Raw genomic sequence first — 26674 nt, forward strand, 5'->3', positions numbered from 1 at the left:
GGTTGCGTCCGGCTTGTGGATGGGCGGTCGGACTGGAGGCGCGGTGTGGGGTAACGGGTCGGCTCACCTGCGACGCGTCCAGCCCCAGCGCTCACCTCGCGTTGTGGATGCGTCGGACGAACGCCTCCAGGGACGCCTCAGCGGCAGCGAAGGCCGCAGCGTGATCGCCGAGACCGGTGACCGTGATGGTCAGGGTGCCGGATCGGAAACGCCAGCAGCGCGCGACCACGGCTCCCGTCGGATCGACGAACGGCCACGTCTCCCCTGTCTGCTCCCACACCGTCTGGGCGCCGGCGCGGAGGCCCTCGAAGGGTGGGATGCCGGTACCGCCCGGTCTGTCCCCGGTCGCGGTGACGGAGACGGTCGTCGTGTCCGTCGGGGATGTGATTTGCGGGCGGAAGAACGCGAACCGGAGGTCGGGCGCGCTCATCCTGCAGTGCTGCTCGAGCGACCCAGCGGTCAAGATGACCTCCACGGTCTTGAACGGTCGCACGTACCAGGGGAAGAGCCGGTAGGTAGTCGAGTTCGCCCAGCGCTTCGGCTTGCCCCGGACATCCTCCGGCAGCGGGACGACCAACCAGTCCGCGCCGGCGAGGCCCTCGAGGTCGGGGAGGCCGACGGGCGTCGGGTCCGCGGCGCCGCTCATGACGTCTCCCGGAGTTCGAGGCTGAGCGCGAGCCGGTCCACGTGCGGCAGCGCTAGATCGACGTTGCTCTCGTGCGCGATCACCGATGTGAGCACGGCCGTGCGGGAGAGCGATTCGTCGGAGAACGGCTGCACCCATCGGACCGAGGTCTTGACGGATCGTCTCCGGAGGAACCTGCTCGGTTCCGAAGTGTGTCTGAGCAGGATCCGTGTGGCGGTACCCAGCGCGGTGCGTGTCGTCGTGATCTCGGGGTCAGCAGTGAGCGATCCATCGCGGCGCTCCGCCCAGGAGTCGTCGATCACGAAGTCGGCCGCTCCGTCTCCGACGAGGTAGTGCACCGCGGTGTGCGCGATGACGTGCACTGACGGTCTGTTCGTGGTGAGGACGGCGAAGTCCGGCGCCTCGAACGTGTCGCGGTACCGAGCAAGGTCGCTGAACTCGCGCACGAGGCGGGCACGGTCCCTCGACGACACGGCCGTCTCCGCGAAGCTCACCGCGCGAGTGGCAGCGGCCGTCCCGACTTCATCCGGCGCCCCGGGCTCGATGAACGTCCAGGCGTCGATCGGCCGGAAGTGCAGGTTCTTCATGATTCCTCTCCTCGTGATGCGCCGCTGAGCCACCACCGGTGGAGCGCCAGTGGGCCGCTCCCGTTGATCAGTGCTCGACGCCGGTACACCACCCAAGCGAGACCGGGGAGGGCCATCGCGAGCAAGACGGCTGCGACGACGAGGTCCCAGCGCTGGGCCGGAACGGTCCAGAGCAGGGTCAGCAGCGAAGCCAGCACGACGATCGTCAGCGCTGCGGACCGTCCGCTCATCCGGTTGGGCTTGTCGACCGTGACTCTCGTCGGGTCGCCGACGCGCACAGACGTCTCCGTCCAGCCCAGCCAGCAGGTGAGGCAGACGTTCGTCGCAGCGAGCGCGAGGCACAGTGCACCGGCCCAGGGCAGTCCCGCGGCGAACGACGTCGCAGAACCCAGGACCGGCAACATGGTTGCGACGAGGACCGGCGTCACCCGTGCGACCCCGGGCTCGTTGCAGGACGACAGTGATCCCTTCGCGATGTCCAGGCTGGATCGGGTGTCGAGGCGCTGCGCCGGAGAAGACCGCACGTCCGGTTGATGCGCCGTCAGGATGCCGGATGCGTTGAAGAACGCCGTCAGCTGGTCGGGTCCGTCCGGGTACCAGGTCGCTGCATCCAGTTCTGCGCGAACGGTACCGGAGCCGTCGACCAGCAGAGCAGTGCGACGAGCGTGGTCGGTGAACACCACACGGCTGACCGCCATCGGGGACAGCGTCGAACCGGGAGTCTCCAGACGGCGCCACATGCCCTGGCCGTCCGTGAGCTCCAGCTGCTGACCACCGTTGACCGACAGCGATGCCATACTCGTGAAACAAGCTGGTCCGTGTGGTCGGATCGCGTCAGTCGGTTCCCTCGTGATCCGTCGCCTGCCGATGATCACCGAGAAGGCAGCGACGACGACAGCGATCGATGCCGCGATCTGTGGGAGGCTCCACAACTCCCAGAGCAGGCGATGCGCCGTCGCTGCCACGACGAGGGCGGAGGCGACGGAGAGCGGGATGAGCGCACCACCCCCGAGGACCGCCACGCGCACGAGGAGCTCGGCACGGGTGAAGAACGCCGGTGGCCGAGGAAGGATGACCGTGGGACGTGGGGTTCCGTTGAGCGTTGCCGATGCTCCGTACCGCTGGATCAGCAACGCGAGACCGCTCGAATCGAGTGCGGTGGACAAGAGCGTCGGGCTCGACGCCATGATCCACCAGTCGTCGATCGGCACGATGAACTCGCGTCCGTGCTCGTCGCGGATCGCGACGGCTCCGTTGCCGGGACTCGCGACGATCGAGCGCGGGACGTCCGACCAGTCGAGGGCCCAAGCGGCCACGATCCGCCCGGTGAGCGCGAGGTGGCCCGTCGACCGCACGCCGTACAAGCGGTCGTCCACGACAGCGAGTGACTCCAGCTGACCCCGCGCGGCGCGTCGGTCGCTCAGCACGGCCGCGTGGGCGACCGTCTCCGCCCCGTCGATGACGCTCACCCCCAGTCGATGCGCAGGTCGCGGAGGAGCTCATCGAGCATGGGCCGAGCGAGGGCGCTGTCGTTCTCGTCCGGGACGAAGAAGGACACGACCACCGTGAGCTCGTTCAAGCCGTCGACGATGGGGATGATCGCACGAACGACCTGCATCACCGGCCGCCCCCGGCCGCCGGTGCTGCGTTCCCGCATCTCCACGAGCGTTGCACGGCCGACGGGCAGGTCGAGTGTCCCGACACTGGCGTCGCCGATGCCGGACGCCCGCGGTGCACGAGCGTCGTCGATGAAGGTGTCCGCGCGGTCGACACCGGCGACGGTGTGCACGACCGTGTACGCGATCGCTCGGACCGTCGGCGCCGTGGTCGAGAGCACGAAGCAGGTCTCCGCCTTCGCCGCGGTCTGGAAGGCGGCGATGTCACGCACGACCGTTCGGAGCACCGTGCGTTCTCGACGCTTCGGCCGCTGCTTCGCCTGCGCAAGCGCATGCTCCACCGCTGCGTCGGTGACCTCGTCGACCTCACCCTCGTCGTCGAGCAGCGTCCACGCGCGGTTGTAGTTCCACAGCAGGCGAGTCATTCGTCTCCTCTCGGGGCTCCGATCACGATCCACCGTCCGAGCCCGACCGGTGCCTTTCCCCGCTCTGCGCGACGGCGACGGAACGTCAGCCACGAGACCAGTGGGACGGCGAGCACCAGGAGCAGGATGCTGGTCGCAGAGAAGATGTTGCCCTGCTCGAAGTACCAGACGGCGACAGCTGCTCCGATGAGCGGGATGCCCACAGCGACGAGGTGGCGTCGGGTGAGCGCTGGCTGGTCCGGACGTCCGTGCTGTTCCGGACGGATGCGAGTGACGGGGAGGCGCGAACTCGATTCGACGACGAAGACCGCGGCGACCGTTGCGACCGCGATGGCGGCGAACAGCGCCGTGACGATCGTCGCGGTGTCCCCGGGGCCCGCCGACCGAGCCCCGGCGAGCACGACCGTCGTGAAGGCCGACGATGCGAGGAACGGGTACGCGGGTACGGCGCCCAGGACGTTCGGCAGCATCAGCGACGACGGGCCGACGCGGCTGCTGCGCATCTCGTCAAGCGCGAGCGCGGGCTGGTTGCGCAGATCGTCGGATGCGACGGTAAGGACACCGAGACGCTGCAGGAACTCTCGGAGGACGAGTGCCTCGTCCGGCGACGGCGCCCACAGACGCAGCGGCAACTGCGCGCGGACGGTGTCCGTTCCGTCGATGAGCAGCACTCGAGGGTCCTCGTCGTGGACGAACGCCGCGCGCACCACGGCATCCGGCCCGAGATGCCGATCCGGTGTTGCCAACCGTTGCGCGATGCCCTGCCCGTCGACGAGGACGAGACCCTGGTCGTCCGCGCTGATCGACGCCGCGTTGCGGAACCAGGAGGGGCCGGCCACGGGCCGGAGTGCCGGCGCGTCGGCGCTCCTGGGCCGACGCCTGCGCCCTGCGGCGACGACCAGCACCACCAATGCGTTGGCGGCGGCTGCACCGGCCGAGATCCATCCGAAGGCCGGGGCGTCGGGGGTGCGGGTCATCGCCAGCACGATCGGGCCGAATGCATCCGTCAGGAATGCGCCGAGTCCGAGCAGGATGACGACGACCAGGATCTTCTGAATCCTGCGGCGTCGCCGCTCATCCGTGGGTGTCAGGACGTGGGCCGAGGCGAAGTGGCCGGGCGGTGGATCATCGGTGCCGAAACGATCGAGCAACGCGGAGAGACCGCTCGAGCGGAGTGCGAGTTCCTTCGGCACGATGGAGACGGGAGCCATCCACCAATCGTCGATCGGAACGAGGTAGAGGCTGCCGCTCACGTCCTCGATCAGCACGGCGCCGTTGCTGGCTGTGGGCGCGAGGTGCCTCGGGAGGACGTCGCCGTTCAGGAACCAGGCGCGGGCGACGGTGTCCGTCGTCGTTCGTTCACCGCCCTGGTCGAGGACGACGAGCCGATCTCGCTCGTCGATGACGAGCCGCATGGCACTGGTCGCAGCGGCCGCCCGGTCGCTCGACGCGGCAGGGCGGGCAAGGGTTTCAAGCATCGATGACGATCTTCGCAGCGAGGGCGTCGATGCGTGCGATCAACAGCTCGGCGAGCGCGGGTTCGGCGCTGCTCGATGAGAGGACGACGAGCTCGTCACCCACGACCCAGGACCACGATGCTTGGACCACGACGAAGGCTGCGCCGTCCGGCCGTTCCAGCGCGAGGCGTTGGACCAGTCGCAGCGTGTCGCCGCTGCTCGTGGGGAGCATCGATTCCTCGATCGGCCCGATCGGATCAGACGCACGGAGGCCAGCCCGGGCGACCCCGGCGGGACGGCCGTCGAGCGGGGCCGTGCGGACGGCGACCCAGCCGACCTCGCGCGAGTCCTCGAGGACCGTCCAGGCTGCTGCTGCATCCGTTTCGTTGAGGAGTCTGATGATCGTCGGCGCACTCGAGGGATCACGACGATGCGCTTCGAGGTCGAGTGGACGGAGCGTGTCGGTCGGTGGCCAGGTGAACTTCATCGCCCGCCGTCCCAGGCGAAGCCGGTCATCAGGATGTCGAAGTGTGCAACGCGCTCGTCCACGAACGGATCGCCCGCGCACTGGAACGAGATCAGCGCGAAGGAGCCGTGCTCCTGCGGCACCGGCAGGAGGTAGTCCACGCGAGTCGTCCTCGCTGGCCCGCCTGATCCCGATACAGCGAGGAACGCCGCGGCGATGTCACCGGGGAGCGACGACGGCAGCGATCCTCCTCCGTCGATCTCTCCTTCGGACCGCGCCCGGAGTGCTTCCCCCACGGGCAACTCCGTGAGCGTCGTCGATGCACCGAGCACCGGAGCGACCGCAGGGAGTTCGAGATCGGCGATCGTCGGTCCGAGGTAGACCACACCGACCGTGAACAACATGTTCATCGGCACTCCGCCGAACTGGCCGTCGAAGAAGTACAGGTCCGTCGTCCCCGCGTTCGCCATCGTGCCGAAGGCGGAGCGGATGTCGTCGCGCGCGCGGCGCCGTGCCTCCACAGCCGTCGGGTCGTCCCCACCCCGGAGGACCAGGTGACGATCGGCGAACGCTCGCGAAGCGCGCTTCGGATCGCCGTCGACCGGGTACCGGTACCACCCGTCGGGCAAGAGGACTCGGTACTGTGTCACAGGGAACCGACGTGGATCTCGCTCTTCGACTTCCAGTACCCGTTCCAGTCCGTGGCGGCGGAGACGACGTTCACCACGGGTTCCGGCAGATCCGGGAGACCGGGAAGTCCGGAGCCGGCGACGACACCGTTGGCCAGCGCTGCGCGCGTCGCTGCCTCGCGTGCGAGGGCGGAATCCGGCGCAAGCTTGAGGACCTGAGCGGTCTCCATCAGACCGCCGGTCACGTACGTGTCGAGCAACGCCGTGAGGGGCTTCCGTCCGACCGCTTCTGCCTCCCGGATGCCGGCATCGCCACCCCGGAGGAACGCACTCAGCTCGCCGCCCACTCCGGCGTTCGCGTTTCGCGCCGCAGCGGCAGCCGATGCTGCACGTGTCTCTCCCACTGCGCCCCGCAGCAGCCCCATCGCGGAGCCGGCGTACTTGGCGGCACCGAACCCGACCCCGGCCAGTGCGAAGCCGAGGGCGTCCTTGCCGACGTCCCCCGCGCTCGCGTCACCCGCCACCGCCTGCGTTGCCGTGATCAGCAGCTTCGCGCCGGCCACAGCGAGCCCGATGGCGGCGATCACCGGGAGCGCCACGGGGAAGAAGATGGCCGCGACCACGGTGACGACCAGAAGGACGGCGCCGACGGCGTCGAGCGCATCCTTGATGACGTTGAGCACGCCGCGCGCCCCGTGGATGGCCTGCTTCACGTGGTCGAACCAGCCGTCCTTCAGCCCGTCGTCCGCGCCCTGTCGGATGCGATCGGCGACCCGACCGGCCAGCTCCCCGTACTCGCCCTCTTCGCCGAAGGGACCGGCGAGCCGGTGGATGATCGCCTTCGCCGCGTCGATGTCACCCTGCGCCGAACTCAGCGCCCGGTCCTGCGCGTCGACCTGGTCCTGGTGTTCCGGACTGTCGGCCTCGGCCGTGATGGTCTGGTTCGCCGCAGCGCGGTGCGCGTCCCGCGCGTCCTGCGCCTGCAGCAGGGCTGCGTCGGCCTCGCGCTGGAGCCCCTCGAGCCCGTCCGCCCACTGGTCGAGCGCGGCGGCGAGCTCGGTGTAGCGGCCCTTGGCCTTCTCGATGGCGCCGGCGAGGTCTCCGGCGGAGTCGCGGAACTTCGTCCCCGACTCGCTCTCCCAGCCCTCGCCGTCCTTCAGGCTGTTGAGGCGGTTGACCTGCTCGGTGATGGCCTGCTCGATCGAACGGGCACCGGAGGCGGACTGCCGGATCTCGGCCGGGTCGCCGGGCACCGGGTCGAGCTGCATGTCGACGGCGCTCCAGTCGCTGGGCCGTGCCATCAGCTGTCCTTCCCGAGGATCTTGTTCGCGAGCTCGACCTCGGTCTGGGTGAAGCCGTCGTGCGCGCTCTCGGCCATCTCGGCCACGGCCTTGATCGACTCCTGGAGGCGCCCGCGCCGGATGTCCCAGTTGCCGGCGAAGTCGTCGATCGCACTGCCGACCGTCATCGAGCCGATGCCGGTCTTGTAGTCGGATGCGGCAGAGGCGACGTGTTGGAAGTCGCCGTGCAGTCTCGAGAGGTCGGATGCGAGATTCCCGATCAGGTCGAGATCGAGCTTGATGGTGCCGGCCACGGTTCCCCCGGTGGATTCCTACTGCTGCTGGTCGTTCGACGCCGCCCCTGCGGCGAGAGCGGTGGCCGGCACCCCCAGGCGCCGGCCACCGTCGTGCTGGTCCTGACTAGCCGATGCTCGAGGCGAGCTGCTCGTCCGTCGACTCGAGCGTGTTCGCCGCGCTCTCGAGGAACCCGGCCATACCGTCGATCGCCTGGATCGTCTGCGTCGCGCCGGAGTTGAACTCCGAGTACGTCGCGTCGAACGCCTTGGACGACTTGTCGGTGACGTAGCCCGACGACACGAGGTTGTCGATCTGGCTCTTGAGCTGGCTCAGCTGGTCCTCGATGGACTTCTGGCCGTTGCGCAGCTGCGAAGCCTGGTTGCGGAGATCGTCGTAGGTGACGTTGACGTTTGCCATGTGCATACCCTCCCGATGCGGTATTTGATGTACCGGGAGCCCCCCGGCGGTTCGACGATACTTGATTCCGTTGCATCTCGCACCAGGTGGGGACAAGAACCAGAACGAGGGGTACACCGTGGCACGACGTCGTAAGGACGAGGGGACACCGGAGCGTCCGGTCGTCACCCACGCCGAGGTCGAGCGCGATCGACAGGCCGGTCACCTGTCGCGGGCGTGGGTGCTGCCGAGCGCACCGGTGTCCGACCGTGAGCAGGACGCCGTGGTGCACACCGACCAGCCGCTCCCCACGATCGGCGTGGTGCCGCGGCTCGTGCTCGAGGTCGCACCGGGCAACGTTGTGCCGCTCGACCAGCCGGTGGTCCTGGGGCGCAAGGTCCAGACGGTGCCCGGACGGCGTGCGGTGCTGCTCGACGACCCGGGTCGTTCGGTGTCGCGCGAGCACGCGGCGATCCGGCCGACGGGCGACGGTGGACTCGTGGTCGAGGACCTCGGCTCCGCGAACGGCACGGTGGTGGTCCGGGCGTCCGGGGCGCAGGAGCCGAGCGTCGGTGGCGCGCAGGTCGTGGCCCGACCCGGTGACGTGGTGATGGTCGGCGACTACGCGGTCCGGGTCCTCGCCGGCTGACCCCCGCCCGCGTACCGCCGCATCGCCCGCAGGAGCAGCGGCCCCGGCAGCCGCAGCAGCCACCCGGGCAGGATCGCCCGTGCGACCCGTACCCGGCGCACGGTCCGCCGGAAGCGCCGCTGTTCGCGCGGCCCCCACGCGAAGCCGTACTGCGACCGGAGGGCGTCCGGGAGCATCCCGACGGTGACGACCCGCACGAGCGGCATCGCGGCCCGAACCCACAGCGGCGCGAACCGGGGGTGCAGCAGGTCGCGCACGACGCCGCGGGCGTCGTCGGTGACGCGGAGCCCGGCGAGCGTGCGGGTCCAGTACCGGTCGAAGTCCGGCACCGTCGCCGGCCAACGGTCCGCCGGCACGCGCAGCGCGGTGCCGATCGGGGCGTAGGCGTCGAGCACGCGTCCGGCGAGCGCGGGTCCCGCTGGCGTGCCGAACAGCTCGTGGGCGCGCATCGCGGAGTCGTACAGGGTCGCGGCCACCCAGAGCTGCCGGCCCACGTCGTCGGCTCCGGCGACCGGGCGGTGGGCGCGGTCCACGAAACCGGCCGCGACGGCAGCGTCGGCGTCGGTGCCGACCACCACCGCGTACACGAACGTGAGGGTGTGGGCGAGCCGTTGCTGCGGCCGTCGAGCGAAGTCCGAGTGCCGCCGGACCCCCGCGGCGACCACGGGGTCGGCGATCTGGAGCAGGATGGCCCGGCCTCCGGCGGCCACGGGCGTGCTGTCGGCGAGGAACCGACGCAGGTCGCGTTCCGGGACCCCGCCCGAGGACGGACTGGAGGGACGGCGCGGGCCCGGCCCCGTTCCTCCCGTCCGGCGACCGCTCACGGTCGTGGCCCGCGCCGTCCGGCGCGGAGGCGGGGGAGCACGTCGATCACGATGGCGGCGGCGAGCGCGAGCGTCCCGCCCACCAGGGCGGCGACGAGGAACGCCGCGCTCCCGACCTGCCCCGTGGCGGCGGCGACCAGGACGGCGACCAGCCAGATCGCCGGGAGCGGCCAGAGGTGGCTCGGCGATCCGGCGACCACCGCGAGCAGCACCCCGCCGACGACCAGCGGCACCCAGAGCACGTTCGTGCCGCACGGTGGTCCGTACGTGCCCGGACCGCAGTCGGTCACACCGGACCGGACTCCCGTGTGTGCTGCGGCCGCGACGAGCAGGAGCGATGCGAGGGCCAGCAGCCGAGCCACGGCGGGCATGCTGCGGACACTGTCCTGGACGCGACGGAGCACGGCCCGATCGTACTGGGCCGTGCTCCGTGGGGGCCGTCGGTCAGAGGGGCTTCGTACCGAGGTCGTTGCCGAGGTCGGGACGGTCCTCGTCGTCGTCGTGCTCCCACAGGTCGGGGGAACCCTCGCGCGGCGAGCCACCGGTCGGCCCGTCGTCGGTACCGTCACCGGGCTGCGGCTCGACGGTCTCGCCGGCGACGGCGTCGTTCGTGACGGTCTCGAGGGACTCCTCGGACTCGTCCACCTCGTACGGGCCGACGTGCTCGCGGTCGACGTCGTCGTCGCGACGCTGCTGGGCCTCGAAGTCGTCGACGGGGCTGATGCCGGGATCGCTCATGGTGGTTCCTTTCCGTTGCGGGCTTCCTGCCTACCCGTCAGGCCTCGACGGGCGTCCGGTTTCGTGTCGTGTTCACCCGGAGGACACCTGCCGGTCACGCCGCCAGGGCAGCATCGCGGGTGCTCGGGGGAGTGGAGCGCGGTCGCCGACGGGTGGTCGAGCGACCGCGCCTTCCCCGCCCGGGCGATCCCGGCGGGTCAGAGCCGTTCGAGCAGGTCGTGCCGCTCGATGTCGGCCAGCGCGAGCGTGCGGTAGCCGGCGGACTCGAAGAACACCATGATGCGGTCCTCCTCCGTGCTCATCACGACACCGGTGCCCCACTCGGCGTGCTCGACCCGGGCGTCCGGCGGCCAGGCCGTGTCGTTGGCGCCGTCGGCGACGTGTGCGGCGGCCTCGTAGGCCGTCCCCGACGAACAGGTGTCGCAGTTCCCGCACGGTTCCGGCAGCTCGTCCCCGAAGTAGCCGAGCAGGAACTGCCTCCGGCAGCCGGTCGTCTCGGCGAGCTGGCGCATCATCGCGATCCGGGACTCCTCGACCCGCTCCCGCTCGGCGGCGCGGTCCGCGGCGGCACGGGCCGCACGGCCGGCGTCCCGTGGACCGTCCGGCACCCGGGCGATCCCGTCCACGTCCTCGCGCAGGGCCCGGGCGTCGAGCAGGGCGTTGAGCGCGCGACCCGCGGTCCGGCCGGAGAGGCCCGAGGCCTCCTCGACCGCCGAACGGGGCGACGAGCCGGTGGCCGGGACGGCGTCGAACACGGCGCGGACCGAGGCGGGCCGCGGTGCCCCGGACGCGAAGAACGTGCGCAGGCCGAAGTCCTCGGCGCGGTAGTGCAGGGTGGCGCCGGCGGGTTCGGCGTCCCGTCCGGCACGCCCGATCTCCTGGTAGTAGGCGTCGATCGACTCGGGCACGTCGGCGTGCACGACGTACCGGACGTCCGGCTTGTCGATGCCCATGCCGAACGCGCTGGTCGCCACCACGACGTCGACGTCGCCGTCCAGGAACCCGGTGTGCACGGCCTCCCGCTCCCGGATCGGCATGCCGGCGTGGTACGGCCGGGCCCGACGACCCCGGGCGGCGAGCGCGTCCGCGTACTCCGTGGTCGCGGCACGGGTGGCGACGTAGACCACGGTGGCGCCGTCGAGCTCGGCCACCTGCTCGACCACGGCCGCGCGCTTCTCGGCGTCCTCGGCGTGCCGGACGACCTTGAGCCGGATGCCGGGCCGGTCGAATCCCGACGCGAGCACGAACGGGTCGCGCATGCCGAGCCGTTCGACGATGTCGTCCCGCACCGGAGCGGAGCCGGTCGCGGTCAGTGCGAGCACGGGCGGACGGCCGAGACGCTCCGCGACCTCGCCGAGCGCCAGGTAGTCCGGCCGGAAGTCGTGGCCCCAGGACGAGATGCAGTGGGCCTCGTCGACGGCGAGCAGCACGACGCCGGCGTCGCGGAGTCGCTCGAGCACGTCGTCCTTCGCGAGCTGTTCGGGCGCCAGGAACACGTAGCCGACCGCACCGGCGGCGACGGCGTCCCAGGCCTCGGCGACGGCGCGGGCCTTCCTCGTGGCGTTCATCGCGACGGCGCGGGGAGCGCCCTCGTGGTGCTCGAGTCCGACGACCTGGTCCTCCTGCAGCGCGACGAGGGGTGAGACCACGACGACGACGCCGTCCAGCTCGATGCCGGCGACCTGGTAGATCGCGGACTTCCCCGATCCGGTCGGCATCACGGCGAGTGCGTCGCGTCCGTCGAGCACGGCGTCGATGACGGATTCCTGGTCGGGTCGGAGGTGCCAGCCGAACACGTCGGCGGCGCGGGCACGGAGGGCGTCGTTCACCGTTCCACACTGCCGGGCGGACGCTGGGGGACCGTTCGACGGGTGCGCCCAGCGGATCGGGCGGGGCGGAGGTGATCCGCGCCTCCCGACCGACGGGTGCGCGCGCGACGTGACGGGCGCGCACCGCGCGTCCACCTGCCGGCGCTAGGCTGGCTGCCGGCCGTTGTCTCGACATCGAGCGACCCTCGATGGTGAGTGTGGCGACCGGGTAACCGATGCCGATCGCACGGAACGTGCGGGAAGAAGAACAGCGTGGATCTTTTCGAGTACCAGGCCAGGGACCTCTTCGAGTCCTACGGCGTCCCCGTGTTGCAGGGGATCATCGCCGACACCCCGGACGAGGCGAGGGCGGCGGCCGAGAAGATCGGCGGAGTCGTCGTCGTCAAGGCGCAGGTGAAGGTCGGCGGTCGCGGCAAGGCCGGCGGCGTCAAGGTCGCCAAGACCCCGGACGAGGCCTACGAGCACGCCCAGGCGATCCTCGGCCTCGACATCAAGGGCCACACGGTCAAGCGGGTCATGATCGCCCAGGGCGCGGACATCGCCGAGGAGTTCTACTTCTCGGTGCTGCTCGACCGGGCGAACCGCTCGTACCTCTCGCTCACGAGCGTCGAGGGCGGCATGGAGATCGAGCAGCTCGCCGTCGAGAAGCCCGAGGCCCTCGCCCGCGTCGAGGTGGACCCCCTGACGGGCATCGACGCCGCAGCCGGTCGTGCGATCGCCGAGCAGGCCGGGTTCCCGGCGGAGCTCGTGGACCAGGTCGCCGACGTCTTCGTCAAGCTCTACGACGTCTACAAGGGTGAGGACGCGACCCTCGTCGAGGTGAACCCGCTCGTCCGCACGGGCGACGGCCAGATCCTCGCGCTCGACGGCAAGGTCTCGCTCGACGAGAACGCCGACTTCCGGCACGAGGGCCACAAGGCGCTCGAGGACACCGCGAGCGAGGACCCGCTCGAGGCCAAGGCGAAGGCGCACGGTCTCAACTACGTCAAGCTCGACGGCCAGGTCGGCGTGATCGGCAACGGTGCGGGGCTCGTCATGTCGACGCTCGACGTCGTCGCCTACGCCGGTGAGCGCCACGGCGGCGTGAAGCCCGCCAACTTCCTCGACATCGGCGGCGGCGCCTCGGCCGAGGTCATGGCCAACGGCCTCGACGTCATCCTCGGCGACCCCCAGGTGAAGAGCGTCTTCGTGAACGTCTTCGGCGGCATCACCGCCTGCGACGCCGTCGCGAACGGCATCGTCGCCGCGCTGGGCATCCTCGGCGACGCGGCCACCAAGCCGCTCGTCGTGCGCCTCGACGGCAACAACGTGGAAGAGGGTCGTCGGATCCTGGCGGAGGCAGCGCACCCGCTCGTCACCGTCGCCGCGACCATGGACGACGCGGCCGAGCAGGCCGCCGAACTCGCCGCCGCAGCGGCCTGAAGGGACTGACCATGTCGATCTTCCTCAACAAGGACTCCAAGGTCATCGTCCAGGGCATCACCGGCGGCGAGGGCACCAAGCACACCGCGCTCATGCTCAAGGCCGGCACGCAGGTCGTCGGTGGCGTCAACGCCCGCAAGGCCGGCACCACCGTGACCCACGGCGACGTCGAGCTGCCGGTGTTCGGCTCGGTGCGCGAGGCCATCGACACCACCGGTGCCGACGTCTCCATCGTCTTCGTGCCGCCGGCGTTCGCGAAGGACGCCGTGACGGAGGCCATCGACGCCGAGATCCCGCTCGTGGTCGTCATCACCGAGGGCATCCCCGTGCAGGACTCCGCGGAGTTCTGGGCGCACGCCAAGGCCCTCGGTGGCAAGACCCGCATCATCGGCCCGAACTGCCCCGGCATCATCACCCCCGGGGAGTCGCTCGTCGGCATCACCCCGGCGACGATCACCGGCAAGGGCCCGATCGGGCTCGTCTCGAAGTCGGGCACGCTGACCTACCAGATGATGTACGAGCTGCGTGACCTGGGCTTCTCGACCGCCATCGGCATCGGCGGCGACCCGGTCATCGGTACCACGCACATCGACGCGCTCGCCGCGTTCGAGGCCGACCCCGAGACCGAGGCGATCGTCATGATCGGCGAGATCGGCGGCGACGCCGAGGAGCGTGCGGCCGACTACATCAAGGCGCACGTCACCAAGCCGGTCGTCGGCTACGTCGCGGGCTTCACCGCGCCCGAGGGCAAGACGATGGGCCACGCCGGCGCGATCGTGTCCGGCTCCGCCGGGACGGCCGAGGCGAAGAAGCAGGCGCTCGAGGCCGCTGGCGTCAAGGTCGGCAAGACGCCGTCGGAGACCGCGGCGCTGCTGCGCGAGGTGGTCGCGAGCAAGTAGCGCTCGCAGGTCCGGACGGACGGACGGGAGGCGCGGTGCCGGCTGGCACCGCGCCTCCCGTCCGCTCCGGTGCCGGACGTTCTCCACAGCAGCCGCGCGGCTGCCGCGGGTTGCGCGGCGGAGCACGTATCCTCGCTGCGATGAACCGCCTGGGAACCGCAGTGCTCGCCGCGATCGAGGCGGTCGTGACGGTCGGCGTCGGCATCGGGATCGCCCTCGTGCCGCTGACGCTCCTGTGGGGCTTCGAGTACGGACTCCAGGTCGACTGGGACGTGTTCTGGAAGGCCACGGGGAGCGTGTGGCTCGTCGGGCACGGGGTCGACGTGTCGTTCGTGCTCGGCTCGGCGCTCGCGAGGTCGTCCGGCGTGAGCGGCGCCACCGACCCGATCCACGTGACGCTCGCGGCGCTCGGGTTCGCCCTCGTGACCGCCTGGCTCGCCGGACGTGCCGGGCGCCGGTTCGCCGAGACCGAGCACCGCACGACCGGGCTCCTCGTCGGCACCGGCGTCGTCGCCGTCCTCGGGCTCCTCGTCGCACTGTCGTCCCGGTCCGCGGCGACCGTGCCGACGCTCTGGCAGGCGATCGTCCTCCCGGCGCTCTGGTTCGGGATCCCCGCACTCGTCACGAGCGAGGTGTGCCGACGGCGACGGGGGCTCCCGGCCGACCCGGTCACCGGGCGCGTGCTCGACCAGCTCGACCGTGTCCCGACCGCCTGGCGTGCGATCGCGGCGTTCGGCCTCCGTGCCGGCACCGCCGCGACGGCTGCGGTCGTCGCCGTCGCCGGGGTCGTCGTCGCCTTCCTGCTCTTCGCCTCCTTCGCCGAGGTCATCTCCCTGTACGAGCGGTCGCACGCCGGCGTGGTCGGCGGGATCGCCCTGACGGTCGGCCAGCTCGCGTTCCTGCCGGACTTCGTCGGCTGGGCGACGTCGTGGCTCGTCGGGCCCGGCTTCGCGATCGGGACCGGTTCCAGCGTGTCGCCGATCGGCACGACGCTCGGGCCGATCCCCGGCCTGCCGGTGTTCGGCGCGCTCCCGGCGTCCGGGCACGCGTTCGGCCTGGTCTGGGTCCTCGTGCCGGTCGTGGCCGGGTTCGCGGCCGGCGGCCTCCTGCGCCCCCGGCTCGTGCAGGCCCTCGGCAGTGCGAACTCCGCCCTGCACCGGGCGCTCGGCGGCGTCGCGGCGGGCATCGTCGCCGGTGTGCTGACCGGGCTCGTGGCGTGGCTCTCGGCGGGGTCGTTCGGCCCGGGCCGCCTGGCCGACGTCGGTCCGCACGCGCTGGTCGTCGGGGCCTTCGCGGCCCTCGAAGTCGGTGTGCCCGCCGTGGTGGCGCTCGCGGCCGGCAGCGACCTCGTCCGGATGCCCGAGCGCGGGTGGGCCCGGGAACAGTGGCACGAGACGGACGACGGCCCTGCGGACGCCGATACCGAGGCCGCTGCCGACGGCTCGCTGCTCGCCGCACTCGACCGCGCCGGTGCCGGTCGGACCACCGACGTGCACCGCTTCGTGGTCGAGGAGACGCACGGCGGCACCACGGCCGAGGCCGCACGCGCGGACGACGCCCAGGCCGACGGCGGCCGCGCCGACGGTGCCCACGGCGGCGACGCCCGGGGCCTGCCGGGGCGCGGCGGACCCGAAGAGGGCGATCGGGCACGCGTCGCCGCCACGCGGTACGACCGCGACGATGCGACCGTGGGCCGCGTCCCGGGCAGTGGCCCGCGGGGGTCGGGGAACGGCACCGAGGGCGGGAACGGGCCGGGGACCGGGGCTGACCGCAGCGCGCGGACCGAGCCGACCCGCACCGCGACCGAGGCGGGCGGCCCGGCGGAGTCGAGCCGCGCCTCCCGAACGGCACCCGACCCCGCACCGGGCCGCGACCCGGACGCTGACGTCGCACTGCCGGACTGGGCCCGCACCGTCGCCGTCGCTGCCGACCGGGTGCCCGCCGACCGCGTCACCGATCGACCGCGTGCCACCGGCCGCGGGGGAGTCGGCGCGATCCGCGACCGCCTGCGCGGAGCGGCCGACGGCGTCCGCGAGCGCGCCGGCGACCTGCGCGACCGGGTCACGGGATCCGACGTCGACCGCGAGCCGGACGAGGCCGCCACCGCCGTGCCGCGTGCGCCGGGGACGGAGCCGCAGCCCGCGTTCCCCTGGAGCACCGAGGAGTTCGTCGCGGGTCGCGACGACGTCGACGACCGTCACGGCGACCGGCACGAGGACCGGGCCCGTGCCGAGGGCGGCTCGGTGCCGTCCGCGCCGACCGTACAGCAGCGGTGGGACGCCACGGACCAGATCCCCGAGGACGAGCTGCCGTGGTGGCGCCGGCCGAAGGACGACCGGTGACCGCAGCCCGGTAGGGTTGTCCCGTGCTCGAACTGGTCGTCCTGATCTCCGGTGCCGGCTCGAACCTCCGGGCCCTGCTCGAGGCGACCCTCGACGCGGAGTACCCCGCCCGGGTCGTCGCCATCGGTGCCGACCGCGACGCCGAGGGGCTCGGTCTGGGCGAGGAGTTCTCCATCCCGACGTTCACGGTGCCGTTCTCGCGGTTCGACTCGCGCGAGGAGTGGGGCCGTGAGCTCGCCGCCCAGATCCGGCCGTGGTCGCCGGACCTGCTCGTGCTGTCGGGCCTCATGCGGCTGCTGCCGCCGGCGGTCGTCTCCGAGTTCGGCCCCGCGGTGATCAACACGCACCCCGCGTACCTGCCCGAGTTCCCGGGCGCCCACGGCGTGCGGGACGCCCTGGCCGCCGGCGTGGAGCAGACCGGTGCGAGCGTGATCCAGGTCGACGACGGCGTCGACAGCGGTCCGATCCTCGCCCAGGAGCGCGTCCCCGTGCTCCCCGGCGACTCCGAGTCGACGCTGCACGACCGGATCAAGCCGGTCGAGCGACGCCTGCTCATCCAGACCATCCTCGACATCGCCAACGGCACCACCGACCTGAAGGGCACCCCGAGCGCATGAGCGTGCACGCAGCCGACCCCAGCCTGTACCGCGACCGGGACCTCGTCCCCGTGCGGCGGGCGCTCATCTCGGTGAGCGACAAGTCCGGCCTGCTCGAGCTCGCCGGGGCGCTCGCCGACGCCGGTGTCGAGATCGTGTCGACCGGTTCCACGGCGCAGACCATCCGCGACGCCGGGTACGCCGTCACGGACGTGTCGAGCGTCACGGGCTTCCCGGAGTCGCTCGACGGCCGGGTGAAGACGCTGCACCCGTCGGTGCACGCCGGGCTCCTCGCCGACCTCCGACTCGAGTCGCACGAGCAGCAGCTCGCCGACCTCGGCATCGAGCCGTTCGAGCTCGTGGTGGTCAACCTGTACCCGTTCGTCGAGACGGTGGCCTCGGGTGCCGACACCGCGACCGTGGTCGAGAACGTCGACATCGGCGGCCCCGCCATGGTCCGCGCCTCGGCGAAGAACCACCCGAACGTCGCGATCGTCGTGTCGCCGTCGTCCTACGCCGAGGTGGTCGAGGCCGTCCGCGCCGGCGGGACCACGCTCGAGCTGCGGAAGCGCCTCGCCGCCCAGGCCTTCGCGCACACCGCCGCGTACGACACCGCGGTCGCCGGCTACTTCGCGAGCGACGTCGTGGCGGACGCCGCGGCACCGACCACGAGCGGGGACATCGAGACGCCGGGGTCGTTCGACGAGCACCTGACGGCGGACGCCGACCTCGCGGCGACGCTCCGGTACGGCGAGAACGCCCACCAGGCCGCGGCGCTGTACACGAGCGCCGGTGGCACCGGGATCGCCCAGGCGGCGCAGCTGCACGGCAAGGAGATGTCGTACAACAACTACGTCGACGCCGATGCCGCCGTCCGCGCGGCCTACGACTTCGCCGAGCCCGCCGTCGCGATCATCAAGCACGCCAACCCGTGCGGGATCGCGATCGCCCCGGCGGACGCGGCCGACCCGATCGCCGCGGCGCACGCCGCTGCGCACGCGTGCGACCCGCTCTCGGCGTTCGGCGGGGTCATCGCCGCCAACCGACCCGTCACGAAGCAGATGGCCGAGACGGTCGCCGACATCTTCACCGAGGTCGTCGTCGCGCCGGCCTTCGACCCCGAGGCGATCGAGATCCTCTCGCGGAAGAAGAACATCCGCCTGCTCACGCTGCCGACCGACTTCGCCCTCGCTCCGCGTGAGGTCAAGCAGATCTCCGGCGGGTTCCTCGTGCAGGACGCCGACCGCTTCACCGCGTTCGACCAGTCCACGTGGACCCTCGTCGCGGGCGAACCGGCCGACGAGCAGACCCTGGCCGACCTCGCCTTCGCGTGGAAGGCGAGCCGTGCGGTGAAGTCGAACGCGATCCTCCTGGCGAACCAGGGCGCGAGCGTCGGCGTCGGCATGGGTCAGGTGAACCGGGTCGACTCGTGCCACCTCGCGGTGAACCGTGCGGGTGAGCGCGCCACGGGCAGCGTCGCGGCCTCCGATGCCTTCTTCCCCTTCGCGGACGGGCTGCAGGTGCTCCTCGACGCGGGCGTCCGTGCGGTCGCCCAGCCCGGTGGGAGCGTGCGCGACGACGAGGTCATCGCCGCGGCCACGGCTGCCGGCGTGACGATGTACTTCACGGGCGAGCGGCACTTCTTCCACTGAGTCGAACAACGGGCAACTCCGGGAAACGCTTGCGCACCACGTTCGACTGTGAATAGTCTGTAAGGCTCCGCGACAGGCACGCCGACGGCCCCAGTGTCCACGACAGACACCGGCCGGCGGCACCGCGGACACAACGGTGACGATGACGACGACTGGAGTGACGATGAACACGACGACCGGAACCGTGGCGACGGCTGCCCGTGCGGGTCTCGTGCTCTTCGTGGGGACCGCTCCCGACGCACGACCGTTCGGTGGGGCACGTGGCATCCGCCCGCGTCCCGCACACGCGGCCGTCGCGCCGTACCCCCACCGGGGTGCGCCCGCCGTCACGGCACCGCTGTCCGCGTAGGGCTGCCTCCCACAGCCAGCGACGAGCCGTCGGCACCGCCCGACGACGACGAGCACGCGACGAGCCGCCGCGACACCAGCGACGACGACGAGCACGGGCCAGCGCGAGCCCACGCCTGAACCCGGGGGACGACTGTCTCCCGGTGCACTCCGACCGAACCGACGCCGCGCGCGACGCGGCGGCGGGCGACCGCGACGAGGACCGAGCACGCCCCACCGGGGTGGGCACGGCCCGGGACGCGACCGACCCGCTCGGCCGACGACCACCACGCAACGGACACCGAGCCTCCAGACCGACGGCTGCGACAGCAGCGGCCGATCCAGAGGGTCTCGGCACGACGCACGAGGACGCAATCCATGTCCAAGACGCCAGACCAGGCGCGCCCGTCCACCGACCGCCCCTCGACCTTCCGCGCGATCGCGCGGATCTACCCCTACGTGAAGCCCTACCAGGGCCGGCTCATCGGCGGCATGTTCGCCGCCATGGGCGCCTCCCTGGTCGCGCTCGCGATCCCCTACGTCCTGCAGTGGCTCGTCGACGGCCCGCTGTCCTCGAAGGACTCCGCACAGATCTGGCCCGCGGGCCTCGGTGTGCTCGCGCTCGGCGTGCTCGAGGCGTTCTTCATCGCGTCCCGGCGTCGGATGGTCATGCGGCCGTCGACGCGCATCGAGACGAGCATGCGGAACGCGCTCTACGCGAAGCTGCAGGACCTGCCGGTGGCGTTCCACGACCGGTGGGAGTCCGGGCAGCTGCTGTCCCGTTCCGTGTCCGACCTGTCGCTGATCCGCCGGTGGCTGGCCTTCGGCGTCGTGCTGCTGGTGGTCAACATCGTGACGATCGTCGTCGGCTTCGTCGTGCTGTTCACCTTCGGGTGGCTGCTCGGCCTGGTGTTCCTCGTCGCGTCGATCCCGCTGTGGATCAACGGCCTGCTGTTCGAACGTCGGTACTCCGTCGTCGCGCGCCGCAGCCAGGACCAGGTCGGCGACCTCGCCACGAGCGTCGAGCAGTCGGTGCACGGCATCCGCGTGCTCAAGGCGTTCGGCCGCGGTCGCTACAAGCTCGACGAGTTCAGCGAGCAGGCCGAGGCGCTGCGCGGCACCGAGATCGAGAAGGCGAAGGCGATCGCGGGCATCTGGCTGTGGCTGCTGCTCGTGCCCGACGTCGCGTTCGCGCTCTGCCTGCTCGCCGGCATCTGGCTCGCGAGCCAGGGGGAACTGTCCGTCGGGCAGCTGTTCGCGTTCTTCGCGACGGCGACGGTGCTCCGGTTCCCGATCGAGTCGATCGGCTTCCTGCTCTCGATGACGTTCGACACGCGCACCGCGGTCGACCGCTTCTTCGAGGTCATGGACTCGGAGAACACGATCACGGACCCCGAGCACCCGGAGACGATCACGGAGCCGCACGGTGCGCTGTCGTTCAACGGCGTGCACTTCCGGTACCAGGACTCCCCGCCGCAGTTCCCGGACCTCATCAACGGGGTCGACCTGCAGCTCCGACCCGGTGAGACCATGGCGCTCGTCGGGCTGACCGGCTGCGGCAAGACCACGCTGCTGTCGCTCGTGCCACGGCTGTACGACGTCACGGGCGGCTCCGTGACGATCGACGGCGTCGACATCCGCTCGCTGACCCGTGCGGAGCTGCGTCGCCACGTCGGTGTCGCGTTCGAGGACGCCACGCTGTTCTCGACGACCGTGCGCGAGAACGTGCTGCTCGGTCGCCCGGACCTGGCCGGCGACGAGGCCGAGGCCCTCATGCGCGAGGCCCTCGACATCGCCCAGGCGTCCTTCGTGGACGACCTGCCCGACGGGGTCGACACCCGTGTCGGCGAAGAGGGCCTGTCCCTCTCCGGCGGGCAGCGGCAGCGCCTGGCGCTCGCCCGTGCGATCGCGGCGCGGCCGTCGGTGCTCGTCCTCGACGACCCGCTGTCCGCGCTCGACGTCGACACCGAGGCGCGGGTCGAGGCCGGTCTCCGCCGCGTCCTCGCCGAGACCACGTCGCTCATCGTGGCGCACCGCCCGTCGACCGTGACGCTCGCCGACCGGGTGGCGCTCATGGAGAACGGCGTCGTCACGGCCGTCGGCACCCACTCGGAGCTGATGGCGAACAACGACCACTACCGCTACGTCATCTCGTCGCTCGACGACGACGACGCCACCGCACGAGAGGAGGCGATGGCATGAGCCAGCAGGAGAAGAACCTCCCGGTCGACACGTCGGCCGGTCCAGGAGGCGCGGATCCCGTCGTCGACGACATCGCCGACACGCAGGCTGCCGCGCCCGTCACCGCGTCGATCACCACGCTCGGCGTGCGCGGCGAGGAGCGCGAGGACTTCACCAAGGCGGAGAGCAAGCGCCTGCGGCGCCGCTCCCTCGCCCTGCTCGGGTCGCTCGCCGCGCCGCTCAAGGCCCGGCTCGTCGTCCTCGCCGTCGTGGTCGTGGTCTCGACCGCGGGCACGGTCGCGGGTCCGGCGCTCATCGCCTGGGGCATCGACAACGCGCTGCCGGCGGTGATGGAGCAGAACGACTGGGTGCCGGCGTTCGGCGTCGTCGCGACGTACATCGTCGTGGCGGTGCTCGGTGCCGTGCTCACGGCCTGGTACACGGTGCTGGCGGCGCGGATCAGCCAGGCGATCCTGTTCGACCTGCGCAAGCGGGTGTTCCTGCACACGCAGCGGCTCTCGCTCGAGTTCCACGAGACCTACACGTCCGGTCGGATCATCTCCCGCCAGACGAGTGACCTCGACTCGATCCGCGAGCTGCTCGACTCCGGGCTGAACCAGCTCATCCAGGGCGTGCTGTACATGGTGTTCACCGCCATCGCGCTCGTGGCGCTCGACCCGACGTCCGGGCTCGTGCTCGCGGTGTCGCTCGTGCCGCTGTGGTTCCTGATCCGCTGGTTCCAGTCCAACTCGCAGACGCTGTTCCGCGCCACCCGTGTCACCTCGGCGCGCGTGATCGTGCACTTCGTCGAGACGATGACGGGCATCCGGGCGGTGCAGGCGTTCCGCAAGGAGTCCCGCAACCGCGACGAGTACGGCGGCTACGTCGAGGACTACCGGCAGGCGAACACGAAGGTGTTCAACCTGTTCGGGACCTTCGACCCGGTGCTCGTGCTCATCGGCAACGTCACGCTGGCCGCGGTCGTCGTCGTCGGTGGCTTCCGGATCGTCGGCGGGACGCTCGAGGTCGGCGCGCTGCTCGCGGTCGCGCTGTACGCCAAGCGCTTCTTCGACCCGGCCCAGGAACTCGCGATGTTCTACAACGGGTACCAGTCGGCATCGGCCGCGATGGAGAAGATCTCGGGCGTGCTCGAGGAGCGGCCGAGCGTGCCGGACCCCGCGAAGCCGGTGAAGCTGCCGGACGCCACCGGGCGGATGGACTTCGACGACGTCGTGTTCGCCTACAACAAGGGCAAGGTCGTCCTGCCCGAGTTCGACCTGCACATCCCGGCGGGGCAGACGATCGCGCTCGTCGGGTCGACCGGTGCCGGCAAGTCGACGCTCGCCAAGCTCATGGCGCGCTTCTACGACCCGTCGCAGGGTTCGGTGAAGCTCGACGGCGTGGACCTGCGGGACCTCGACACGAAGGACATGCGCCGCGCGATCGTCATGGTCACGCAGGAGGCGTACCTGTTCTCCGGCACCGTCGCGGACAACATCGCGCTCGGCAAGCCGGGGGCGTCACGGTCCGAGATCGAGTCGGCGGCGAAGGCGGTCGGCGCGCACGAGTTCATCATGGCGCTGCCCGACGGGTACGACACCGACGTGAACAAGCGCGGTGGCCGGGTGTCGGCCGGGCAGCGGCAGCTCCTGTCGTTCGCCCGGGCGTTCATCGCGGACCCGAAGGTGCTCATCCTCGACGAGGCCACGGCGTCGCTCGACATCCCGTCGGAGCGACTCGTGCAGGAGGGGCTCGAGACGCTGCTCGCCGACCGGACCGCGGTGATCATCGCGCACCGGCTGTCGACCGTGGCGATCGCGCACCGGGTGCTCGTGATGGAGTACGGCCGGATCGTCGAGGACGGCACCCCGGACGACCTCATCGCCGGGACCGGACGGTTCGCGCAGCTGCACGCGGCCTGGCGGGACTCGCTCGTGTAGCGGCACCGTCGATCGGCACTGTCGATCGGCACTGTCGGACGAACCACGGATCCGACGTGGAACCACGCACTCGCGCTGGTTCCACGTCGGATTCGTGGTTCCACGTGGTTGGGTTGACCCATGAGCGACGACAGCGTGCAGCCCGGCGGCGTGGCCCTGCGCGACCCCTTCTACGGGGCACCCTTCACCGAGGCCGTCCGGCGGTTCTGGCGGAAGTACACCGTGTTCACCGGGCGGGCCTCCCGTTCCGAGTTCTGGTGGTGGTGGATCACGTCGCTCGCGATCGGCCTGGTGCTGCAGCTCGTGCCACAGGTCTTCACGCCGGACACCCCGGTGCTCGAGAACCCGGTCGGCTCCTACCTGTTCGTGCTGTGGGGGTTGGCGACGCTGATCGGGTCCCTCGCCCTCGGCGCCCGACGGCTGCACGACGCGAACCTCTCCGGCTTCTGGCAGTTCCTGCACGTGGTGGTCGGCATCGGCTCGCTCGTGCTCTTCGTCATGTGCCTGCTGCCGTCGAACCCGAAGGGCACACGCTTCGACGCGTGATAGCGCCGCTCAGAACGGGTCGTCCGCGTCCGTGGCCGGTGACCAGCGCGCCCGACGCATGTCGATCCTCCAGGTCGTCGTCCCCTGCACGAGCGGGGTGCCCTCGGCGCGGTAGTGCTCGTGCGCCCGGGCCTCGTGGTGCACCGGGGGCAGACCGCCGGACCGCACCACGCGCCACCACGGCAGGTCGGAGCCCTCGTGCGCCATGACCTTGCCGACGGCACGCGACGCCCGGGAGCCGAGCGCCGCGGCCACGTCGCCGTAGGTCATCACGTGACCTGCCGGGATGAGCCGGACGACCTCGGCGACGGCTGCGCCGAAGTCGTCGGGGGAAGCCTCGGTCACACCAACTGCAGGACCGCGAAGTGGTCGCCGTACTGGGTCTCGCGCACCACCTCGAACCCGACGGCGCGGAAGAACGCCTCGGGGCTGTCGTCGCCACCGGGTTCGTACACGACGGTGAGGCGCTCGAGCCCACGGTTGCGGGCCTCGTCGGCGAGGCCGTGCACCGCGAAGCGACCGACGCCCCGGCCCTGTGCCGTCGCGGACACGTTGACCCGCCAGATCGCGCTGCGCAGTTCTTCCTCGGCGTTGTCCTCGTCGAAGGTGCCGATGATCATGCCGACGACCTCGTCGCCGTCGAGGACCACGCGCGTCCACGCCGAGCTCGGCTTCACGTCCGACTCCGCGACGCCGTAGGTCGTCGGCTGCACGAACTGCTCCTGCCCGGGCTTGAGCGTCAGGGAGTTCGCCGCCGCAGCGGTCGACGCGGAGAGTTCTTCGAGGCGGAGGTCCGTCATGCCGCTCAGGGTAGCCGTGCGACCCGTGTGGGGGCCAATACCGATCCCAACGCATGACATGTAATATGTCAACATCATGACCTTCGATCGACGGATCCGCCACGACCTCACCGCGTTGCGGGCAGTCGCCGTCCTGCTCGTCGTCTGCGTCCACGCGTTCGGCGTCCCGATCGGCGGGTGGGTCGGCGTCGACGTGTTCTTCGCGCTCTCCGGGTACCTGCTCGCGCGATCGATGGTGTCCGAACGAGTGCGAACCGGACGCTTCGCACTCGGCGGCTTCCTCCGCCGCCGTTTCTGGCGGCTGTTCCCGGCAGCGGTGCTGACCCTCGCCGTCGTGGCGATCGGCGCTGTGGTCGCGCTCCGCCAGCCGCTCGCCGCGTCCGTCCTGCGCGATTCGGGAGCGGCCGCGCTCGGCATCGTGAACTGGGTGTTCCTCGGCCGTGACGCTGACTACTGGGCGTCGGCGTCCTCGACGTCCCCCCTCCAGCACTTCTGGTCGCTCAGTGTCGAGCTCCAGTTCTACGTCGTGTTCCCGCTGCTCGTGGCGGTCCTCTGGCGATCGCTCCGTCGACCCGACGCCGTCTCGGTGCGACGCATCGCCGTCGCGGCCTCGGTGCTCGTGCTCGTCGCGTCCGTGGCCTGGGCCGCGTCGGCGGGGACGACCGCGCCAGCAGCCTCGTACTTCGACACGGGATCGCGTCTCTGGGAACTGGCCGCCGGAGCCGCCCTCGGAGCACTCTCGGTCCCAGTCGGTGCGCGGACGCAGCGCGTGCCGGCCTGCATCCGCGTCGGCGGCGTCCTGTCCGGGCTCGGGATCATCGGGGTCGCCGCCCTCACCGCCCCTGGTGCGGATGCCGTCCCGGTCCCCGACGCGGTCCTGGCGGTCGTGGGAACGATCGTGGTGCTCGTCTCCGGGCAGGGGCTTCCTCCGCTCCCTGTCCTCCGGTGGCGCCCGGTGCAGTGGGTCGGCGGAGCGTCCTACTCGATCTACCTCTGGCACTTCCCGGCGATCGTCGCGGCGGCGTACGTCTTCCCTGAGCAGCGAGCGGTCGCCGGGAGCGCGGCCGTCCTCGTCGGGCTCGTCCTCGGCGGACTGTCGCGCCGCTGGGTGGAACTCCCGGCGATGCGGGTCGGACGCCGACCCTGTGCGACCGTCCGCGTCGTCGCCTCGGTCGCGTCGTTCGCGGTGGTGGCGTTCGGGACGGGTACGCTCACGGCAGCCCCGACCCCGCAGACCGAGCGGGTCGGCGACGGGGTGGCCAGCGCGGTCGCCGAACCCTGGACCCCGCGGTCCCTCGGTGCCGCGCTCGGGAATGGTCTCCGGTCGGAACGGTGGCCGGTCGGACTCACCCCGGCGCTGGACGAACTGGTGCCGGGGCCGCCGCAAGGGTACGAGGCGTGCGACCGGACTGTCATCGGCGATCCCGGGTCGTGTCGCTTCGCGGCGGATGATCCCGTCCGACAGGTCACGGTCGTGGGGAGCTCCGTGGGGGTCGCCCTGATGCCCGCGGCTGTCGGGGCCTTCGGACATGACTCGATCGTGCGCGGGTTGACCGCCAGCGGCTGTCCGATGCTCGACATCGCCGTGCGCGGGAAGTCAGACGACGATCGCAGGCGGTGCAATGAGCAACGAGCCGCGGCCATCGACGAGATCAACGAGACGACGCCGGACATCGTGGTCGTCACCCACGGGTACGACGGGGTCGCGCAGCTCGTCGGGCGCCCGAGTCTGCCCGAAGCTGCGCGCGAGTGGGAAGCCGCCGCCGGTCGGTTCGTCGACGCCGTCGCCGGCTCGGGTGCCCGGGTCGTCTTCGTCGCCGCGGTGCCGCAGGGCGGGGACCCGTCGCAGTGTGCGGCGTTGCGGCTGAACGGCCCGGACGCGTGCACCTCGGAACTGTCGGACGCGTACCAGCTCGGAGCCGCTGCCGAGCGTCGAGTCGCCGAGTCCCGGGCGGGCGTGGACTTCGTCGATTCGAGCGGCTGGTACTGCGTCGACGGCCGCTGCCCGGTCCTCGCGGACGACGTCCTGATCCGGAAGGACGGCCAACACATCACGCGCGAGTTCTCCGAGCGTCTCGCCGTGGTCCTCCGCGAAGCGGTACTCGCCGAGAGGTGACAGCGCGGTATGGT

At 71.4% G+C, this 26674-nt stretch carries 27 protein-coding genes; 11 read left to right on the top strand and 16 right to left on the bottom strand.

The genetic code is table 11. From position 1 onward, the window contains the following. Positions 1–91 precede the first annotated feature (91 nt). The 10 genes from ACIPKM_RS14860 to ACIPKM_RS14905 all read right to left on the bottom strand — a co-directional run bounded on the left by ACIPKM_RS14860 (position 92) and on the right by ACIPKM_RS14905 (position 7820). Positions 92–646 carry a hypothetical protein gene (locus tag ACIPKM_RS14860; RefSeq protein WP_402737021.1) on the bottom strand — a complete coding sequence of 185 codons (555 nt, stop codon included), beginning with the start codon at positions 644–646 and terminating at the stop codon, positions 92–94. Beyond that, positions 643–1233, bottom strand: coding sequence for a hypothetical protein (locus ACIPKM_RS14865; protein ID WP_092385219.1), 591 nt, complete (start codon positions 1231–1233; stop codon positions 643–645). The genes ACIPKM_RS14860 and ACIPKM_RS14865 overlap by 4 nt, the downstream gene beginning before the upstream one ends. Beyond that, positions 1230–2702, bottom strand: coding sequence for a hypothetical protein (locus ACIPKM_RS14870; RefSeq protein WP_402737022.1), 1473 nt, complete (start codon positions 2700–2702; stop codon positions 1230–1232). Before ACIPKM_RS14870 ends, ACIPKM_RS14865 begins: the two co-directional genes overlap by 4 nt. Continuing rightward, positions 2699–3274: a hypothetical protein gene (locus tag ACIPKM_RS14875; RefSeq protein WP_092385215.1), complete on the bottom strand. Its 576-nt coding sequence runs from the start codon at positions 3272–3274 to the stop codon at positions 2699–2701. Before ACIPKM_RS14875 ends, ACIPKM_RS14870 begins: the two co-directional genes overlap by 4 nt. Then, entirely contained in the window at positions 3271–4752 is a 1482-nt protein-coding gene (locus ACIPKM_RS14880) for a hypothetical protein (RefSeq protein WP_402737023.1), read from the bottom strand. Before ACIPKM_RS14880 ends, ACIPKM_RS14875 begins: the two co-directional genes overlap by 4 nt. Next, complete coding sequence (locus tag ACIPKM_RS14885) at positions 4745–5218, bottom strand: hypothetical protein (RefSeq protein ID WP_261646609.1); 474 nt, start codon at positions 5216–5218, stop codon at positions 4745–4747. Before ACIPKM_RS14885 ends, ACIPKM_RS14880 begins: the two co-directional genes overlap by 8 nt. Beyond that, a complete protein-coding gene (locus ACIPKM_RS14890; RefSeq protein ID WP_261646608.1) occupies positions 5215–5826 on the bottom strand; it encodes a hypothetical protein in 612 nt (203 codons plus the stop codon). The genes ACIPKM_RS14885 and ACIPKM_RS14890 overlap by 4 nt, the downstream gene beginning before the upstream one ends. A 17-nt stretch (positions 5827–5843) precedes the next feature. After that, the gene (locus tag ACIPKM_RS14895; protein ID WP_402737024.1) at positions 5844–7127 is read right to left on the bottom strand and encodes a WXG100 family type VII secretion target; all 1284 of its coding nucleotides are present in this window, start codon (positions 7125–7127) and stop codon (positions 5844–5846) included. Continuing rightward, positions 7127–7420 (bottom strand): hypothetical protein, encoded by a 294-nt coding sequence (locus ACIPKM_RS14900; RefSeq protein WP_070417741.1) that lies wholly within the window; start codon positions 7418–7420, stop codon positions 7127–7129. The genes ACIPKM_RS14895 and ACIPKM_RS14900 overlap by 1 nt, the downstream gene beginning before the upstream one ends. Before the next feature lie 106 nt (positions 7421–7526). Continuing rightward, on the bottom strand, positions 7527–7820 hold the full coding sequence (locus tag ACIPKM_RS14905; RefSeq protein WP_070417742.1) for a WXG100 family type VII secretion target: 294 nt from the start codon (positions 7818–7820) through the stop codon (positions 7527–7529). Positions 7821–7938: 118 nt separating this feature from the next. Here ACIPKM_RS14905 and ACIPKM_RS14910 point away from each other — a divergent pair, with 118 nt between their 5' ends. Next, positions 7939–8448, top strand: coding sequence for an FHA domain-containing protein (locus ACIPKM_RS14910; protein ID WP_402737025.1), 510 nt, complete (start codon positions 7939–7941; stop codon positions 8446–8448). Here the strand turns inward: ACIPKM_RS14910 and ACIPKM_RS14915 are convergent. The 4 genes from ACIPKM_RS14915 to ACIPKM_RS14930 form a co-directional block, all read right to left on the bottom strand. After that, the gene (locus ACIPKM_RS14915; RefSeq protein WP_402737081.1) at positions 8421–9188 is read right to left on the bottom strand and encodes an oxygenase MpaB family protein; all 768 of its coding nucleotides are present in this window, start codon (positions 9186–9188) and stop codon (positions 8421–8423) included. The two genes, ACIPKM_RS14910 and ACIPKM_RS14915, sit on opposite strands and share 28 nt — an antisense overlap. 80 nt (positions 9189–9268) lie before the next feature. Then, positions 9269–9676, bottom strand: a complete 408-nt coding sequence (locus ACIPKM_RS14920; protein ID WP_402737026.1) for a hypothetical protein — start codon at positions 9674–9676, stop codon at positions 9269–9271. Between the two features lie 40 nt (positions 9677–9716). Further along, positions 9717–10010, bottom strand: coding sequence for a hypothetical protein (locus tag ACIPKM_RS14925; RefSeq protein WP_070417745.1), 294 nt, complete (start codon positions 10008–10010; stop codon positions 9717–9719). A gap of 197 nt (positions 10011–10207) precedes the next feature. Continuing rightward, on the bottom strand, positions 10208–11839 hold the full coding sequence (locus ACIPKM_RS14930) for a RecQ family ATP-dependent DNA helicase (protein ID WP_402737027.1): 1632 nt from the start codon (positions 11837–11839) through the stop codon (positions 10208–10210). A 252-nt stretch (positions 11840–12091) separates the two neighbouring features. On the opposite strand from ACIPKM_RS14930, the gene sucC reads away from it, so the two are divergent. The 9 genes from sucC to ACIPKM_RS14975 all read left to right on the top strand — a co-directional run bounded on the left by sucC (position 12092) and on the right by ACIPKM_RS14975 (position 23744). Further along, positions 12092–13261: an ADP-forming succinate--CoA ligase subunit beta gene (gene sucC / locus ACIPKM_RS14935; RefSeq protein ID WP_070417747.1), complete on the top strand. Its 1170-nt coding sequence runs from the start codon at positions 12092–12094 to the stop codon at positions 13259–13261. Positions 13262–13272: 11 nt separating this feature from the next. Continuing rightward, complete coding sequence (gene sucD, locus ACIPKM_RS14940; protein ID WP_071294764.1) at positions 13273–14160, top strand: succinate--CoA ligase subunit alpha; 888 nt, start codon at positions 13273–13275, stop codon at positions 14158–14160. 140 nt (positions 14161–14300) lie between these two features. Then, positions 14301–16502, top strand: a complete 2202-nt coding sequence (locus tag ACIPKM_RS14945; RefSeq protein ID WP_402737028.1) for a DUF6350 family protein — start codon at positions 14301–14303, stop codon at positions 16500–16502. 23 nt (positions 16503–16525) lie between these two features. After that, positions 16526–17119, top strand: coding sequence for a phosphoribosylglycinamide formyltransferase (gene purN / locus ACIPKM_RS14950; protein ID WP_070417751.1), 594 nt, complete (start codon positions 16526–16528; stop codon positions 17117–17119). Beyond that, positions 17116–18750, top strand: a complete 1635-nt coding sequence (purH, locus tag ACIPKM_RS14955; protein ID WP_071294762.1) for a bifunctional phosphoribosylaminoimidazolecarboxamide formyltransferase/IMP cyclohydrolase — start codon at positions 17116–17118, stop codon at positions 18748–18750. Before purN ends, purH begins: the two co-directional genes overlap by 4 nt. A gap of 142 nt (positions 18751–18892) precedes the next feature. Further along, on the top strand, positions 18893–19099 hold the full coding sequence (locus ACIPKM_RS14960) for a hypothetical protein (protein WP_139199214.1): 207 nt from the start codon (positions 18893–18895) through the stop codon (positions 19097–19099). A gap of 356 nt (positions 19100–19455) precedes the next feature. Then, positions 19456–21279: an ABC transporter ATP-binding protein gene (locus ACIPKM_RS14965; protein WP_071294761.1), complete on the top strand. Its 1824-nt coding sequence runs from the start codon at positions 19456–19458 to the stop codon at positions 21277–21279. A 110-nt stretch (positions 21280–21389) separates the two neighbouring features. Continuing rightward, a complete protein-coding gene (locus tag ACIPKM_RS14970; protein ID WP_071294800.1) occupies positions 21390–23198 on the top strand; it encodes an ABC transporter ATP-binding protein in 1809 nt (602 codons plus the stop codon). A 120-nt stretch (positions 23199–23318) separates the two neighbouring features. Beyond that, positions 23319–23744 (top strand): DUF805 domain-containing protein, encoded by a 426-nt coding sequence (locus ACIPKM_RS14975; RefSeq protein ID WP_071294760.1) that lies wholly within the window; start codon positions 23319–23321, stop codon positions 23742–23744. 9 nt (positions 23745–23753) lie between these two features. Here the strand turns inward: ACIPKM_RS14975 and ACIPKM_RS14980 are convergent, their stop codons facing one another. Both ACIPKM_RS14980 and ACIPKM_RS14985 read right to left on the bottom strand, forming a co-directional pair. Continuing rightward, complete coding sequence (locus ACIPKM_RS14980) at positions 23754–24089, bottom strand: MGMT family protein (RefSeq protein ID WP_071294759.1); 336 nt, start codon at positions 24087–24089, stop codon at positions 23754–23756. Then, positions 24086–24544, bottom strand: coding sequence for a GNAT family N-acetyltransferase (locus ACIPKM_RS14985; RefSeq protein ID WP_070417757.1), 459 nt, complete (start codon positions 24542–24544; stop codon positions 24086–24088). The genes ACIPKM_RS14980 and ACIPKM_RS14985 overlap by 4 nt, the downstream gene beginning before the upstream one ends. A gap of 76 nt (positions 24545–24620) precedes the next feature. Here ACIPKM_RS14985 and ACIPKM_RS14990 point away from each other — a divergent pair, with 76 nt between their 5' ends. Next, entirely contained in the window at positions 24621–26660 is a 2040-nt protein-coding gene (locus tag ACIPKM_RS14990) for an acyltransferase family protein (protein ID WP_071294757.1), read from the top strand. Positions 26661–26674 lie beyond the last annotated feature (14 nt).

It is taken from the genome of Curtobacterium sp. NPDC086286 (genome assembly GCF_044746255.1).
Taxonomy (GTDB): domain Bacteria; phylum Actinomycetota; class Actinomycetes; order Actinomycetales; family Microbacteriaceae; genus Curtobacterium.

What these genes read in the sequence shown, in the direction of transcription:
- ACIPKM_RS14860 (WP_402737021.1), bottom strand. Translation starts at nt 646, where the DNA reads ATGAGCGGCGCCGCGGACCCGACGCCCGTCGGCCTCCCCGACCTCGAG.
- ACIPKM_RS14865 (WP_092385219.1), bottom strand. Translation starts at nt 1,233, where the DNA reads ATGAAGAACCTGCACTTCCGGCCGATCGACGCCTGGACGTTCATCGAG.
- ACIPKM_RS14875 (WP_092385215.1), bottom strand. Translation starts at nt 3,274, where the DNA reads ATGACTCGCCTGCTGTGGAACTACAACCGCGCGTGGACGCTGCTCGAC.
- ACIPKM_RS14880 (WP_402737023.1), bottom strand. Translation starts at nt 4,752, where the DNA reads ATGCTTGAAACCCTTGCCCGCCCTGCCGCGTCGAGCGACCGGGCGGCC.
- ACIPKM_RS14885 (WP_261646609.1), bottom strand. Translation starts at nt 5,218, where the DNA reads ATGAAGTTCACCTGGCCACCGACCGACACGCTCCGTCCACTCGACCTC.
- ACIPKM_RS14895 (WP_402737024.1), bottom strand. Translation starts at nt 7,127, where the DNA reads ATGGCACGGCCCAGCGACTGGAGCGCCGTCGACATGCAGCTCGACCCG.
- ACIPKM_RS14905 (WP_070417742.1), bottom strand. Translation starts at nt 7,820, where the DNA reads ATGGCAAACGTCAACGTCACCTACGACGATCTCCGCAACCAGGCTTCG.
- ACIPKM_RS14925 (WP_070417745.1), bottom strand. Translation starts at nt 10,010, where the DNA reads ATGAGCGATCCCGGCATCAGCCCCGTCGACGACTTCGAGGCCCAGCAG.
- sucD (WP_071294764.1), top strand. Translation starts at nt 13,273, where the DNA reads ATGTCGATCTTCCTCAACAAGGACTCCAAGGTCATCGTCCAGGGCATC.
- ACIPKM_RS14945 (WP_402737028.1), top strand. Translation starts at nt 14,301, where the DNA reads ATGAACCGCCTGGGAACCGCAGTGCTCGCCGCGATCGAGGCGGTCGTG.
- purH (WP_071294762.1), top strand. Translation starts at nt 17,116, where the DNA reads ATGAGCGTGCACGCAGCCGACCCCAGCCTGTACCGCGACCGGGACCTC.
- ACIPKM_RS14960 (WP_139199214.1), top strand. Translation starts at nt 18,893, where the DNA reads ATGACGACGACTGGAGTGACGATGAACACGACGACCGGAACCGTGGCG.
- ACIPKM_RS14965 (WP_071294761.1), top strand. Translation starts at nt 19,456, where the DNA reads ATGTCCAAGACGCCAGACCAGGCGCGCCCGTCCACCGACCGCCCCTCG.
- ACIPKM_RS14975 (WP_071294760.1), top strand. Translation starts at nt 23,319, where the DNA reads ATGAGCGACGACAGCGTGCAGCCCGGCGGCGTGGCCCTGCGCGACCCC.
- ACIPKM_RS14985 (WP_070417757.1), bottom strand. Translation starts at nt 24,544, where the DNA reads ATGACGGACCTCCGCCTCGAAGAACTCTCCGCGTCGACCGCTGCGGCG.
- ACIPKM_RS14990 (WP_071294757.1), top strand. Translation starts at nt 24,621, where the DNA reads ATGACCTTCGATCGACGGATCCGCCACGACCTCACCGCGTTGCGGGCA.